The 13040-nt window shown below is 63.5% G+C and carries 14 protein-coding genes and 1 pseudogene; 9 read left to right on the top strand and 6 right to left on the bottom strand.

The genetic code is table 11. The features are described 5' to 3' along the window. The first annotated feature begins 112 nt into the window (after positions 1-112). Both F0311_RS03000 and F0311_RS02995 read left to right on the top strand, forming a co-directional pair. Positions 113-1036, top strand: a complete 924-nt coding sequence (locus tag F0311_RS03000; RefSeq protein ID WP_150460484.1) for a hypothetical protein — start codon at positions 113-115, stop codon at positions 1034-1036. Between the two features lie 133 nt (positions 1037-1169). After that, positions 1170-1700 (top strand): hypothetical protein, encoded by a 531-nt coding sequence (locus F0311_RS02995; RefSeq protein ID WP_150460483.1) that lies wholly within the window; start codon positions 1170-1172, stop codon positions 1698-1700. Between the two features lie 30 nt (positions 1701-1730). Here F0311_RS02995 and F0311_RS02990 read toward each other — a convergent pair whose 3' ends face one another. The 3 genes from F0311_RS02990 to F0311_RS02980 are packed head-to-tail and all read right to left on the bottom strand — an operon-like array spanning position 1731 to position 3728. After that, positions 1731-2534 (bottom strand): ABC transporter permease, encoded by an 804-nt coding sequence (locus F0311_RS02990; protein WP_223881097.1) that lies wholly within the window; start codon positions 2532-2534, stop codon positions 1731-1733. Positions 2535-2542: 8 nt separating this feature from the next. Then, entirely contained in the window at positions 2543-3298 is a 756-nt protein-coding gene (gene modA, locus F0311_RS02985) for a molybdate ABC transporter substrate-binding protein (RefSeq protein ID WP_150460482.1), read from the bottom strand. 34 nt (positions 3299-3332) lie between these two features. Further along, complete coding sequence (locus F0311_RS02980) at positions 3333-3728, bottom strand: TOBE domain-containing protein (protein WP_150460481.1); 396 nt, start codon at positions 3726-3728, stop codon at positions 3333-3335. Between the two features lie 56 nt (positions 3729-3784). Between F0311_RS02980 and F0311_RS02975 the strand changes: the two genes are divergently transcribed. From F0311_RS02975 to F0311_RS02965, 3 genes are all read left to right on the top strand, one after another. After that, positions 3785-4963: a pyridoxal phosphate-dependent aminotransferase gene (locus F0311_RS02975; protein ID WP_150460480.1), complete on the top strand. Its 1179-nt coding sequence runs from the start codon at positions 3785-3787 to the stop codon at positions 4961-4963. 71 nt (positions 4964-5034) lie between these two features. Then, positions 5035-5829: a SurA N-terminal domain-containing protein gene (locus F0311_RS02970; protein WP_150460479.1), complete on the top strand. Its 795-nt coding sequence runs from the start codon at positions 5035-5037 to the stop codon at positions 5827-5829. Positions 5830-5870: 41 nt separating this feature from the next. Beyond that, complete coding sequence (locus F0311_RS02965; protein ID WP_150460478.1) at positions 5871-6578, top strand: Pr6Pr family membrane protein; 708 nt, start codon at positions 5871-5873, stop codon at positions 6576-6578. Between the two features lie 26 nt (positions 6579-6604). Here F0311_RS02965 and erm read toward each other — a convergent pair whose 3' ends face one another. From erm to F0311_RS02950, 3 genes are all read right to left on the bottom strand, one after another. Beyond that, on the bottom strand, positions 6605-7459 hold the full coding sequence (erm, locus tag F0311_RS02960; RefSeq protein ID WP_150460477.1) for a 23S ribosomal RNA methyltransferase Erm: 855 nt from the start codon (positions 7457-7459) through the stop codon (positions 6605-6607). Positions 7460-7738: 279 nt separating this feature from the next. Continuing rightward, entirely contained in the window at positions 7739-8830 is a 1092-nt protein-coding gene (locus F0311_RS02955; protein ID WP_150460476.1) for a serine hydrolase domain-containing protein, read from the bottom strand. A gap of 42 nt (positions 8831-8872) precedes the next feature. After that, on the bottom strand, positions 8873-9640 hold the full coding sequence (locus F0311_RS02950) for a TetR/AcrR family transcriptional regulator (protein ID WP_191089703.1): 768 nt from the start codon (positions 9638-9640) through the stop codon (positions 8873-8875). Between the two features lie 83 nt (positions 9641-9723). Here F0311_RS02950 and F0311_RS02945 point away from each other — a divergent pair, with 83 nt between their 5' ends. From F0311_RS02945 to F0311_RS02930, 4 genes and pseudogenes are all read left to right on the top strand, one after another. Next, entirely contained in the window at positions 9724-10638 is a 915-nt protein-coding gene (locus F0311_RS02945) for an ATP-binding cassette domain-containing protein (protein WP_150460474.1), read from the top strand. Next, the gene (locus F0311_RS02940) at positions 10635-11474 is read left to right on the top strand and encodes an ABC transporter permease (protein ID WP_150460473.1); all 840 of its coding nucleotides are present in this window, start codon (positions 10635-10637) and stop codon (positions 11472-11474) included. Before F0311_RS02945 ends, F0311_RS02940 begins: the two co-directional genes overlap by 4 nt. Positions 11475-11496: 22 nt before the next feature. Then, positions 11497-12399 carry a GNAT family N-acetyltransferase gene (locus F0311_RS02935; protein WP_150460472.1) on the top strand — a complete coding sequence of 301 codons (903 nt, stop codon included), beginning with the start codon at positions 11497-11499 and terminating at the stop codon, positions 12397-12399. Between the two features lie 75 nt (positions 12400-12474). Next, positions 12475-12891, top strand: a pseudogene (locus F0311_RS02930) (DUF4143 domain-containing protein); the annotation flags it as partial. Positions 12892-13040: the final 149 nt, after the last annotated feature.

Below are 13040 nucleotides of genomic sequence, written 5' to 3'. Positions count from 1 at the left end.
GGTGAGACACAACCTTTTTCTTTCTGAGATCCGGCTGTGACCGTCATCTGAGGTTCTGTTCAGCTGGGCTTCGCACGGTGGTGGGGACAGCCGAACCTGACTAAGGGGAACCATGCGCTACGGACAACACATCACCACGACCACGGCACTCAGCACAGCAGGCCTGCTCGCGCTGGCTGCCTGTGCTCCGGAGGAGGAACTGGATCCCGATCCGGAGCCGCAGGAGACGATCACCGAGACCGAGGAGCCCGAGGACGAGGAGAACGCCGGGGAGCCCGATCCTGCCGAGACTGAGACAGTCACCCAGGATCCGGAAGAGACTGAGGAGGAGGCCTCAGAGCCCGAGGCCGCCCCGGAGATCGGAATCCCAGAGGGCGGCACTGACCGGATGGAGGAGGCGGACTTTGAGGAGTCCCTGCACGGGCAAGAACACGACCACCCCTTCTCCCATGAGGGCGAAGAGGTCGGAGTGGCCGGGCTGAGCTTTGCTGACGAGCCGTTCCAAGTGCGTGCCGCTCCCACCAGCGAAGCTGAGGTGGTCGGCGAACTCGGACCACTCAGCGCCGCTTATCTGGGCGGCCGAGAACGCGAACACCCTGCCTTGGCGGATGGAGGTATCTGGCGCGAAGTTGAGCTCGCTGACGGCTACGGCTGGGTAGAGACTCAGGGAGATGGGGGCGACCTGTTCTACTTCGGCGAGACCCAGGACATCACCGAGGAGTACATCGACGAGGTTCCCCCGGCCGAGGATCCCCAGCTCATCGCCGAAGGCGTGGCCGAACGATCCCTCGGTGAGGACGGTGAGATGATCGATGAGCACGGCGAACCGATGGGTCCGGACTACACTCTGATCTCTACGCCGGAGGACCACGGCGAGGAGTTCTACCGGATCGATGTGCTCGGCCTGATGGACGACGCCATGGCCGGTTACCGGCTCTTCGTCACCGTGGAGGAGGCCGAGGGCGGCTATGAGCTGATCCAGGTGGAGCGCACCCTGATCTGCTCCCGCGGTATTACTGACGGACTGTGCACCTGAGGCAACCGGAATCAGGCCGGACTGAAACAGTGCCGTGACCACATTTCGAGCCTGCATTCAGGCTGGCTTTCCACGGTGGAAGTGCAAGCAATAACCAATCCAGAAGGTGAATGAACCAATGCGGAACGGAAGCATGAAGACAACAGCCGCCCTCAGCGCCGCAGCCGTGCTGGTCCTGACTGCCTGCGGAGTCGAGGATGACCAGGACACTGAGTTCAACGGGCAGACCGAGGAAGTCGCCACCCCCACCGTGGAGCAGGAGTCTCCCGAGCCGGAGGAGAACGGCAACGGCGAGGAGGGCGAGCAGCCTGACGTCGAGCTTCCCCCGGGCGGTGCTGAGCGGCTCGGCGACGATGATATTGACCCCGAGGAGCAGGGCGAGTTCATTGCGGATGGGAACTTCTCCGATGAGGGTGAGGTGCTCGGCCTCGACCAGCTGGGGCCTGAACACGAGCCCATTGAGGTCTATGCCGCGCCGCCGGAAGGACCCGGACCACATGAGGATCTGGAGGTTGCCGCTGAACTCAGTGCTGATGACCAGGTGATGCTCGCCGGACGCGAGATCTACGCCGCGTATGCCGACGGTATCTGGGTGGAGGTCCAATTGGCCGATGGCTACGGCTGGATCGACGCTGGAGGGCTGGAGGGCTTCGCCATCGACTGAGCCGGTCGTGCCGAATCGGGCTGACGGTGCCTACCGCTCCGCCGGACGCGAGCTGCGGCTGTAGGCTGCGCTGATCACGATGATCGCCACACCGATCAGCAGCAGGGACAGCGCCACCGCAGCATCCGGGTCGGTTTCCCGCTGCAGGTAGATCTCCAGCGGCAGGGTGCGGGTCACCCCCTGCTGATTGCCGGCAAAGGCCAGGGTTGCGCCGAACTCCCCGAGACTGCGGGCAAAAGCCAGTACTGCCCCAGAAACCAACCCTGGGGTGATCAGCGGCAGGACCATATACCGCAGGATCCCGGTCCGGGTGGCGCCATCCACTGTCGCCGCCTCCAGGATCTCCGGATCCAGCCCGCGGACGGCGGTCTCCACGCTGATCACCAGAAACGGCATCGACACGAAAGTCATCGCCAGCACCACGGCTAGAGAGGTGTAGGCCACCCGGATGCCGAAGAACTCCAGCGCTCCGGAGAGCATGCCCTGGCTGCCGAAGGTGTAGAGCAGCGCCAACCCGCCCACCACCGGAGGCAGCACCAGCGGCAGCAGCACCAGCGAGCGCACCACGGGCAGCCCCCGGAACCGGGCATGGGCCAGCATCAGCGCTAGCGGCACCCCGAGGATCAGGCACAGCACAGTGGCCGCTGAGGCAGTCCACAGGGAGAGCCGCAGAGCAGCCAACGAGGATGCGGAGGTCAGCAGCTCCGGCAGCTGAGCCCAGTTCAGCCGGGTCATCATCCCGGTCACCGGGAGCAGCACCACCGCCGCGCCCAGCAGTCCCGGGATCAGGATCCAGGTCGGTGGGCGGGTCAGGCGGCGAGTGGCGGAGTTCACTGAGCGGATTATCCCTGAGGTCTGGTGAATCCGGCCTCGGACAGGATGTTCTGGGCAAGCTCGTCAGTGAGCACGAAATCTACGAACTCCTGGCCTGCCTCAGGCGCATCCGCGTTCTCCAGCAGGGCGATCGGGTAGAGATTGGGATCCTCCTCTGCCCCGGCAATCTCGACGGTCTCCACCTCGTCCCCGCCCTGCAGGGCATCGGTGGCGTAAACCAGTCCGGCATCAGCCTCACCGTTGCGCACCCGTCCCAGCACATCGGTCACCGAGGTCTCCTCGGAGACCGGGGTGATGGCGACCCCGGCGGCCTCGGAGATCCGCTGGGTGGCGGCCCCGCAGGGAACCTGTACTGCGCAGATCACGGTCTCCACGGCATCGTCTTCGAGGTCCTCCAGGGATGCCACATCGGCGGGGTTGCCGGCCGGGGTGACGATGACCAGGTAGTTCTCCGCGAAGAGCTCAGGGTCGGCGGCCACCAGACCGCCCTCCACAGCGTTGTTCATATTCGTCTCATCCGCAGTAGCCAGCACATCGGCTGGGGCGCCGTTCTCCAACTGCTCGACCAGCCCGGAAGAGCCGGCAAAGGTGAAGCTGACTTGCGCGCCGGTCTCTTCGGTGTAGAGCTCGCCGATCTCCTCGAAAACCTCATTGAGGCTGGCTGCGGCGAAGACGATGATGGAATCCGCCTCTTCCTCACCGTTGCCCCCACAGGCGGTCAGGGTCAGGGCGCCGATCGCGCCGAGTGCAAATGATCGTTTCATAGATGGTTTCCTTCAGGGTGATGAAAGCCAGGTGTTAGGCCTCAGGCCGGTCGATGACTACGTTGGTTGCCTTGATCGAGGCAGTGGCCACCACCCCGGGCTCCAGGCCGAGGCTGCGCACCGCCTCGGTGCTGATCAGCGAGACCACCCGGTAGGGGCCGCACTGCAGCTCCACCTGGGACATCACCTTGTCCGAGGTGACAGCGGTGACTAGGCCCATGAACCGGTTGCGGGCTGATGAGCCTCCGGCTGGGGTGGGCAGCTGGGCGCTGCGCTCGCGGGCGAACTGGGCGAGCTCTGCGCCGTCGACCACTTTCTTCCCCGTGCTGTCGGTCTGGGCAGTCAATTCCCCTGAAGCGATCCAGCGGCGGAGCGTGTCATCACTGACTCCGAGGAATCCAGCAGCCCCTGAAATGCGTATCTGCGGCATAAAATGAAGTATACATACGCAGATGCGGACTGCTCGGTTCTCGATAGGCTAAGAGGATGCAACCTTCACGGCGCTCTGCGGTCCCCGGATTCGAAGTGATGAGCATCCTGGCTGAGATCGAGAAGCTGCGCTCAGCCGGCCGGAACATCATCTCGCTCACCGCTGGGGAGCCCGGTTCCGGAGCGCCGCCGGCGGTCAACGCAGCAGCCGCCAAGGTGCATGCAGCGAACACAGTGCTGAACTACTCACCGGCCTTCGGGATCATGCCGCTGCGTGAAGCGATCGCCGTCCACTACCAGGATTGGTACGGGGCAGAGATCCCGGTGGAACGGATCGCAGTGACCACCGGATCCTCGGGGGCCTTTGTGCTGAGTTTCTTGGCCGCCTTCGACCCCGGTGACCGGGTGGCACTGGCCCGCCCCGGATACCCCGCCTACCGGAACATCCTGGCCAGTCTGGGCGTAGAAGTGGTGGATCTGGACTGCGGGCCGGAGGTGAGGTTCCAGCCCACCGGTGAGCAGCTCGATGCTGAGGTGGAGGCCAATGGGCCGCTGCAGGGTCTGATGGTGGCCTCGCCAGCCAACCCCACTGGCACCATGGTCGACCGCGAACAGCTCACCGGACTGGCAGATTGGTGCCGGGTCAACAGTGTCCAGCTGATCAGCGATGAGATCTATCACGGCATCACCTTCGCCTCCCCAGGAGTCAGTGCCGCGGAGGTGGACAACGACGCCGTGGTCATCTCCTCCTTCTCCAAATACTGGGGAATGCCCGGCTGGCGACTCGGTTGGATGATCCTGCCTGAGCACCTAGTGGACCCGGTGGCCCGGCTTTCCGGAAACGTGGCCCTGTGCCCGCCGCACGGATCACAGATCGCCGCCGTGGAGGCCTTCACCGAGGAATCTCTGAGATTCGCCCAGTCACAGCTGGCGGATTATTCGAAGGCTCGTGACCTGGTGCTCGGTGCTTTGCCGGAGTTGGGCTGGGGTCAGGCCGCACCGGCCGACGGGGCCTTCTACGTCTACGCCCATCTGGGGGAGCGTTTGAAGAGGTATGCAGACTCCACGGCCTATGCCACAGCGTTACTGCATCAGGCGTCGGTGGCGGTGGTGCCTGGCACCGACTTCGACCCGATCAACGGTCACGAATGGGTCCGGCTCTCCCTGGCGCCAGGCTCAGCTGCTGTAGCCGAGGGGCTGGGGCGTATCGGTGACTTTCACCGTGGAGCTGGGTAGAGGTCTTCGTACCTTTCCGGCTGAACACTGGCTGACCGCTGTGTTGTGCTGGGGCTGTTATTCTGCCGGGCATGCAGAAGACCACGCAGAAGAAGCTCATCACCTCCTTGGCTGCCGCCGCACTGCTGTTCGGCCTGGCTGCCTGCGACGGCGGGGATGACGAAGCCCCGGAGGAGAACGGTGAGACTGCGGCAGAGGAGCAGCCGCTGCCCGAGCAGGCCCCGGGAGAAGAGATGGAGATGCCCGAACCGGACCTGGAGGATGTGCCAGAAGTGGTCGCCGAGGTCAACGGCGAGGAGATCTCAGGTGAGGAGTACAGCCAGCTCTACGAGTCCCAGTTCATGCAGGAAGCCATGATGGTCCAGATGACCGGACAGCCGGTAGATGAAGAGGCGCTGCAGGAGCAGGTGCTTGACAACTTCATCGGCATGGAGCTGCTGCACCAGGAGGCGGAAGCCTCCGGCTACCAGGCCAGCGAGGACCAGATCGAAGAGGCGCTGCAGAACCTCGCCGAGACCAGCGGCGTAGAGACCATGGACGAGCTCATGGAATTGGCCGAGGAACAAGGCGTCGAAGAGCAGGAACTCCGCGAGGACATCGCCGCTGAACTGGCCATCGAACAGCTCATTGAGGACCTCGAAGTGGCCGAGCCCACTGAGGAGGAGCTTGAAGAGGCCTACCAGGAGTATGCGGCCCAGGCCGAGATGATGGGCGAGACGGAAGGCGCTGAGCAGCCTGAGGTCCCGGAGTTCGAGGAGATGCGCGAAGAGCTCGAGGACCAGCTGAGCCAGCAGAAGGAGAACGAGGCGATCCTGGCCCATATTGACGATCTGCGTGAAGATGCTGAGGTCGAGATCTTCATCTGAGCCGCTCCGAGGCTGGCCTGGCTTGGGCGATAATCAGGAATGTGACCACCACACAGAAGAAACACCCGGACTGGCAGCACTCACCAGCAGCCCGGGCTGCCCATGCAGCGGTGGCCCTGCTGTGCGCTGCCGGGCTGGTCACCTCCCTCTATCTGGGGTGGACCCTAGACTCTGCACCACCTATCGGAGTGGCCTATGCAGGGGGTTTCTCCGCCGGTTGGGAACACATGCTCAACCAGCCGGCCTATTTCACCTTCCTCTCCGCACTGCTGGTGATGGTCACCTCAGCGATGCTGGCGGTCCGCCCGGAGCAGACCTCCACGCTTTTCCACGCGGTGCGCCTGGCCTCGGTGGTGCAGATCATCATCACCGGGCTGGTGTTCAACCTGCTGCTGCGCTCTGAAGGCAGACTGCTGGGGGTCTGGCTGTTCAATGACCGGGTGCTGCATGTGATTCTGCCGGTGCTGGTCCCGCTGGTGTGGCTGGTCTTCGGTCCACACGGGCGGCTGAACCTGAGGGCGGTGGCCGGGTCCGCGGTGATCCCGCTGCTCTGGCTGGCAGTCACCCTGATCCGCGGCCCCGGTCTGGACTGGTACCCGTACACCATCTTGGACGTACCGGGCGTGGGCTACACCAGGGTGAGCGCCTACGTCGTGGCCATCCTGCTGGCCTTCCTGGGAATCGCCTGTCTGCTCTGGCTCATTGACCGTGCCCTTTGCCGGACGCGCAGAAGCCGAACCCGTATCTGAGATTCTCCGCCCAGACTGACTGCGGCTTATCGCCTGTTGCGGGACTTGCCAGTACTGTGACGCTGGGGGCCGGCCCGCTCGGTCTTGCCCAGTCGGCTGCCAGTCCGGCGGGAGCCGCCGACGCTGCGCTGGTAGAGCCCGGCCCACTGTTCGGCGGTGAGGTCCTTGGGCAGGGAGGCGCCCCGGATGCTGAGCTCGCCGAGCCATTGGCCCACCTGCTGTTTGCCGGCACCGGTGGTGTTCCGCAGCACCTGGGCGATACCGCGGCCGGAACCGGTGAAGGTTCGGTGGGCGAATCCCGCGTACTGTCTGCGCAGTCCCCAGGGAAGCAGTGGGGTTTCGCGGCGGCTGATGGTCATGATTCCGGCATCCACGCTCGGTACAGGGGTGTAGGCCCGGGCAGGAATCTTCCCGGCCAGCCCGAACTGGTAGTACGGGGCCCACTGAGCGGTCATCATCGTGGCGCCACCCACCCCAGCCCGGCGCCGGGCCACCTCCCACTGGGCGATGAGCACCGCCTCGGTCCAGTTCGGGCTATGCAGGAGTTTCCGAAGAATCGCGGTGGTGAGGTGGAACGGCAGATTACCGACGACCACGCAGGGTTCAGCTGGCAGCCGATAGCTCAGGAAGTCTGCTGTGATCACCTCGGTGCGGGCACCGGTGCGCGCAGCCAGCTGCTTGGCCATGCCGGGGTGGATCTCCACGGCGGTGATCGGCCTGTCGAGCTGCTGCATCGGCAGGGTCAGTGCGCCCTGGCCGGGGCCGATCTCCAGAATGGGTCCTGAGGTTTCAGCCACGAGGCTGATGACGCGACGTACTGCGCGGCGGTCGGTGAGGAAGTTCTGGCCGTGCTCGTGACGGCCGTCGGTGTAGGTGTGCAAAGTCCTTCTCCAGGAAGTATGTGATCTTCCTGGGCAGGCACAGAGGTGCAGATACGCAGGGTCCGAATGGACCGGAAAGGATATTTTGGGTATGAGCCTGTGCCGCCCAGCTGTTCAGAAAAGCTGGCGCGGCGTCGTAGAGAGTGAGGAAGCTCGACGCCGCGGCGTTACGCCCAGGGGCGTGCCACGGCTGAAGTTATTGAACCCATAAAAAAGAATTTTAGCCCATCACGCACTACGGAATCGAATCCTGGTCCGGCGCTAATCTTGGCTGGGCTCTCAGAGCAGCTCGGCGGCGGCCTGGTCGATCAGATCGATGGGCTCCCAGGCCCCGTCCTCACTGGTGGAGAGCACCACCACGGTCAGATCAAGGCGCGGATACTTGCGCAGAATGCCGCTGGCGCCGGTATTGATGCCGTCCTTGTAGTAGGAGCGGACCCGGGCAGCGGCGTCGTACTCGATCTCCAGGCCATAGGCGTGGTGCAGCTCATGGGTTGAGGTCGGTGATTCCGATTCCTTGGTCTTATGGTGCAGTGCCTGGGAGCTCAGGAACCGTGCGGTGGACTCCTCGGAGAGCAGCCTCCCGCTCTCGACGGCGTCCAAGAACCTCACCAGATCCCCAGCGGTGGCATGTGCGCCATCAGCGGGGGAGCCGATGGGCGGATAGGAGAAGATGTTCTGCCGCCATCCGGTGATCTTCCCATCGTCGGTGACCGGATCCCAGCCCTCGGCAACATCGGGCACCGCCTGGCGCATATTGAAGAAGTCCGAGGAGACCATCCCAGCTCGTGCGAAGACCTCCTGGCGGATGACATCGTGGTAGCTGCGTCCAGTCAGGTTCTCCAGGGCCAGGCCCAGAAGGATGTAGCCCGCATTGTTGTACCTGCAGTCGGTGCCGGCGGGGAAGACCGGCTCCTTGTGCACGAACTGGGGCAGGAAGCCCTTGGTCTCAGTGACAGAGTAGGTCGGCCGGTCCGCCCAGAGTGCCTCATAGGACTCACCGGCCTCCTCATCGGCGTCGTCGGCGATGCCAGAGGTGTGGTTGAGCAGATGGTGGAGGGTGACATCCTCCGGGATGCGGGTGCCGGTGAGGTCCACACGGCTGTGGATGCGCTCGTCCAGGGTGAGGCTGCCGGCATCGACCAGCTGGAGCACCGCCACAGAGGTGAACAGTTTGGTGATCGAGGCGATATCGAAGCGGGTCGATGTCTGCACCGGCACGCTCCAGCGGCGGGTGGCCAGGCCATAGGCCTGGTCGGCCACGAGGTGCGCACCCTGTCTGATAAATACGACACCGGAGAAGCTGTCCTCCGCTGCCAGCTGCCCAATCCGTTCAAGGGCCGGGGTGAAATGCTTGCCGGTGTCTGCCATGTGCATCAGTCTACGAAAGTGCGCAGTGGTGGCCGTTTGGGCTCAGGTCTGCTTGCCTGTTCTCTGCTGCTCCAGCACCTCGAGTCCGGAGATGATCAGATCCAGGCCCAGGTCGTATTCGGCCTCGATGCCGTTGTTCATCTCGACCACGGGCACCTCATCAACAATATAGTTGCCGGACTCCATCACCGGCACCAGGTGCGGGAAGCGTTCGGGGGTGATGACCTCGCTGAGCAGCTGCACGCCTTCGGCAGGAATAGCGATGATGTCCGCTGCGGCCAGATTCTGCTCCAGCTCCACCCAGGCGGCCACATGCTGGGAGATCACCAGGATTACGCCGATCTTCTCATCATCCTCAAGCGGAAGGTCCTTCATCGCCGAAAGGCCGAGGTCTGCGGCGCGCACGCTGTTGGGCATCAGAATCGAGACCGGACCCCGGGGCAGTGCCAGGACCCAGGGGTGAGCACGGTAGGCCTCGCGCACGATTCCGGCCCACATCCGCAGCGCCTCCTGCCAGTCTGCGGGCAGTCTGACCTTCTCCGGCACACTGAGGGCGGTATCCTGCATCAGCTGCAGCAGCTCATCCTTGCTGGAGACATACCGGTAGAGCGACATGGTGGTGAAGCCCAGGGATTTGGCCACCGCCTGCATGGTGACAGCGGCGAGGCCCTCGGCATCGGCGATCTCGATGGCTGCGGCGACGATCCGCTCATGGCTCAACCCGCGGTTGGGTCCGCGCTGGGGTGCCTCATGCATCCCCCAGGCAATGGCGACTGCCCGGGGCAATCCGGTTTCAGTGGTCTCGGCCATGCTCTGCATTCTCTCACCGGTGTGGGGGAAGCCAGGCAATCTTCTATGTGTACAAGATAAACAGTATGTGTCATACTCTGTTTATGCTATACGCAGATAAGCCGCTCGTCGAGATATCGGGACTCTCCAAGAGCTACGGCAAACACCACGTCCTGAATGACCTCAGCCTCACCATCCAACCCGGCATTCACGCGCTGCTCGGTCCCAATGGGGCAGGCAAGACCACCCTGGTCAACATCCTCTCCACGCTCATTCCCTACGACTCAGGAACCGTCCGCGTTCTTGGTCTGGACCCGCAGCACCAGCGCAGCCAGTTGCAGGGACTGATCTCACTGACCGGCCAGTATGCAGCGGTGGACGGCCGGCTCACCGGTATGGAGAACATGCTGATGATGGGCCAGCTCTTCGGGCTCTCCCGTCGGGATACCAAGCGCCGGGCTGATGATCTTTTGGAACGCTTTGAGTTGACCGCCGCCTCCGGCAAACGGGTGGTGACCTATTCCGGCGGTATGCGCCGCAAGCTGGACATCGCCGCCAGCCTCATTGCCGGTCCGCAGCTGATCTTCCTCGATGAGCCCACCACCGGCCTCGACACCCGCAGCCGGCAGGCACTGTGGGACGAGATCAGCGTGCTTGCCGAAGCTGGAACATCCATCTTCCTGACCACCCAGTACCTGGAGGAGGCCGATGTGCTCGCCGAGCGGATCATGGTTCTCCATGGCGGTCGGATCGTGGCCGACGGCACCGCCAGCGAGCTCAAAGACCGCGTAGGCGGCTCGACCATTCAGGTTCACGACGGCGCCGGTCACATCATCGAGACCCTGCCCACCCAGGGCTCAGCGCAGGAAGTGGCCCACGCTCTCTCCGCTCTCGCCCAGGAACGCCCGGACGTGGGCATCACCGTCCGCCGCCCCACCCTCGACGAGGTCTTCCTGGAGCTGACAGGAGAACCCGTCACCGATCAGAACGACAAGCAGAAAGAGAACGCCCCGGCATGAGCATCACCTTGACAGAACAGAGTACGACGGCGCCGGCCCACCCCGGAGCTGCTCCGATGCGGGGAGCAGGGGCGATGACCGGACTGCGCATCTTCAGCGCTCGCAGTCTCAAGCACTCCTTCCGTGACGGCGAATCCCTGTTGATGGCCGTGCTGCTGCCGCTGATGCTCATGCTGATCTTCACCTTCATCTTCGGCGAATCCATCGCCGCAGGCCAGGGTGGGGACCGCAGCGACTATCTGGCCTATGTGCTGCCTGCCATCGCACTGACGGCGGCCGGATTCGGCGCCTCCTACACTGCCGTGGTGGTCTCCAATGACATGACGACTGGCTTCATGAACCGACTGCGGACCATGCCCTTCCCCGCGGTCACCGTGCTGCTGGGGCACACAGTGTCCTCGATGGTGCGCAACCTGCTGGCCACTGCTGTGGTGGTCGGAGTTGCCTTTGCGCTGGGATTCAGGACTGATGCCTCGGTGGGCCAGTTCCTGGGTGCGGTCGGGCTCATCTCGCTGTGGATCCTGGTCATCACGGTGGTCTTCGCGGTGCTGGGCATGATCGCCGGCTCCGCCGAGGCCGCCAGCGGCTACGGCTTCATCCTGCTGTTCCTGCCCTACATGTCCTCCGGCTTCGCCCCGGTGGAGACCATGCCCGGCTGGCTGCGTGGCTTCGCCGGGCACCAGCCGATGACCCCCATCATCGACTCCTCGCGGGCTCTGCTCAACGGCCAGACCCCTGGAAGTGAATGGTGGATCGGCATCCTGTGGTGCGTCGGGTTCATCGCGGTGGCGGTCTGGCTGGCCGCGGTGATCTTCCCCAAGAAGGTCGCCCGCTGAGCAGCGTTGATAGGCTCGTGGAGTGTTTGAGATCGTCACTTTTGCCAAGAATCGGTCTGAGGATCTGCAGTCAGCGCTCTCTTCTTGGTTTCCGTCAGCCACACACCCAGGAGGATTCGCGTGGGAGCTGGCCACGGACCAATTGCCGGCAGAGATTCGTGTAGCCCTGCGTAAGGGTGCGGTGGTGGGCTGGGCAGCATTCTCCAGCGACGAGGTCAGGCTCGAATGCGCACCGGACGAGGCTGAGGCTCCTGTGCTCCTGCTTGATTGGCTACTGGAGACTGCTGGGGAAGATCCGTTCATTCTGGTCTCATTCGCTGATCGTCCGCTGGTGCATCGGGCTTTAGCGTCCAGCGGGTTTGCGCCTGCACCTGAGGCAACTCCTCCTGCCGGACTGTTCCACTCCGCCGTCGATGCGCAGCCAGCCATCCCGAAGGGTTACCGCATCCGTCCGATGGGGACTGGCGAAGTGCCTGCACGCGTGGAGGCGCACCGCAGGGCATGGAAGCCGGTAAATATGTCCTACCCAGCCGATCAGCTCCAGGCAATCGATCCGGATGCGGAGAGCCGCTTCACGCTTGATGTGCTTCGGCAGATGCAGCAGCTGCGGCTCTACGACCAGGAGCTTGACCTGGTCGTCGAGGCCCCTAACGGGTCACTTGCTGGCTGCTGCACGGTCTGGCTCGACCCTGTATCGGGCTGGGCCGAGATCGAGCCCTTGGGCATTGTTCCGGAGCATCGCCGAAAGAGCCTTGCTCAGGTGCTCGTCTTGGAGGCATGTGGACTTGTGGCCCGTCGCGGCGGTCGTCAGGTGTTCATCAATTCGGCGCCTTGGCCCAATTACTCCGCACCATGGCACGCCTATCTGAGGGCAGGCTTCACTCCTATGGAGCGAGGTATTCAGATGAGCAATGCGGTGAGATAGTTGGCGCGAATCAGTATTGCGCAAATTTAAAATCTGATGTTTGATTTGCACTCATGATTCCTCGCAGAGCGACATCGTGTGACGAGTCCCACCGTGAACCGATACGTCGACCTGCTCGTGGACTTGGGGTTGGTTCGTCGTCTGCAGCCGTGGCACGCCAATACAGGTAAGCGCATCACCAAGTCGCCCAAGGTGCACGTGCGTGATTCCGGACTCTTGCATGCATTGCTGGAGATAGGCGCGCTTGATCATCTCCTGGGCCACCCTTCAGTGGGAGAGAGTTACGGAAGCTTTGTCGTCGAGTGTTTGGTCGATGCCGTGGGAGACTCAGCACAGGCGTATCACTACCGAACCGCGAGGGGCGACGAGGCCGATTTGGTGCTCGTCAGAGGCGGTAACCCTATTGCTGCAATTGAGATCAAACGTTCTACCGCGCCGGTTGTGTCCGGTGGATTCCGCCGCGCTGCCGAAGACTTACTAAGACACGTGTAAGTATGTCGACTGTTTGAGGGTGTGCTCTGGGAGACTGGAGTATGCGCAATAACGATGGCCGCAAGATCGATCATCACACCCTGGAGGTGCTGCGGCTTCGGGCTATCGACCAGGTCGCTGAGGGTCAACATCCTGAGGAGATTGCCGCA

The organism is Nesterenkonia ebinurensis (genome assembly GCF_008711175.1).
Classification (GTDB): Bacteria; Actinomycetota; Actinomycetes; order Actinomycetales; family Micrococcaceae; genus Nesterenkonia; species Nesterenkonia ebinurensis.
The sequence above is the reverse complement of the archived record's forward strand: the minus strand, read 5'-3'. Positions and strand labels throughout refer to the sequence as shown.

Excerpts from the sequence above, each read along its gene's own strand:
- F0311_RS02940 (WP_150460473.1), top strand. The coding sequence starts at position 10,635 with ATGAGCATCACCTTGACAGAACAGAGTACGACGGCGCCGGCCCACCCC.
- F0311_RS02950 (WP_191089703.1), bottom strand. The coding sequence starts at position 9,640 with ATGGCCGAGACCACTGAAACCGGATTGCCCCGGGCAGTCGCCATTGCC.
- F0311_RS02995 (WP_150460483.1), top strand. The coding sequence starts at position 1,170 with ATGAAGACAACAGCCGCCCTCAGCGCCGCAGCCGTGCTGGTCCTGACT.
- F0311_RS02945 (WP_150460474.1), top strand. The coding sequence starts at position 9,724 with ATGCTATACGCAGATAAGCCGCTCGTCGAGATATCGGGACTCTCCAAG.
- modA (WP_150460482.1), bottom strand. The coding sequence starts at position 3,298 with ATGAAACGATCATTTGCACTCGGCGCGATCGGCGCCCTGACCCTGACC.
- F0311_RS03000 (WP_150460484.1), top strand. The coding sequence starts at position 113 with ATGCGCTACGGACAACACATCACCACGACCACGGCACTCAGCACAGCA.
- F0311_RS02955 (WP_150460476.1), bottom strand. The coding sequence starts at position 8,830 with ATGGCAGACACCGGCAAGCATTTCACCCCGGCCCTTGAACGGATTGGG.
- F0311_RS02980 (WP_150460481.1), bottom strand. The coding sequence starts at position 3,728 with ATGCCGCAGATACGCATTTCAGGGGCTGCTGGATTCCTCGGAGTCAGT.
- F0311_RS02970 (WP_150460479.1), top strand. The coding sequence starts at position 5,035 with ATGCAGAAGACCACGCAGAAGAAGCTCATCACCTCCTTGGCTGCCGCC.
- F0311_RS02975 (WP_150460480.1), top strand. The coding sequence starts at position 3,785 with ATGCAACCTTCACGGCGCTCTGCGGTCCCCGGATTCGAAGTGATGAGC.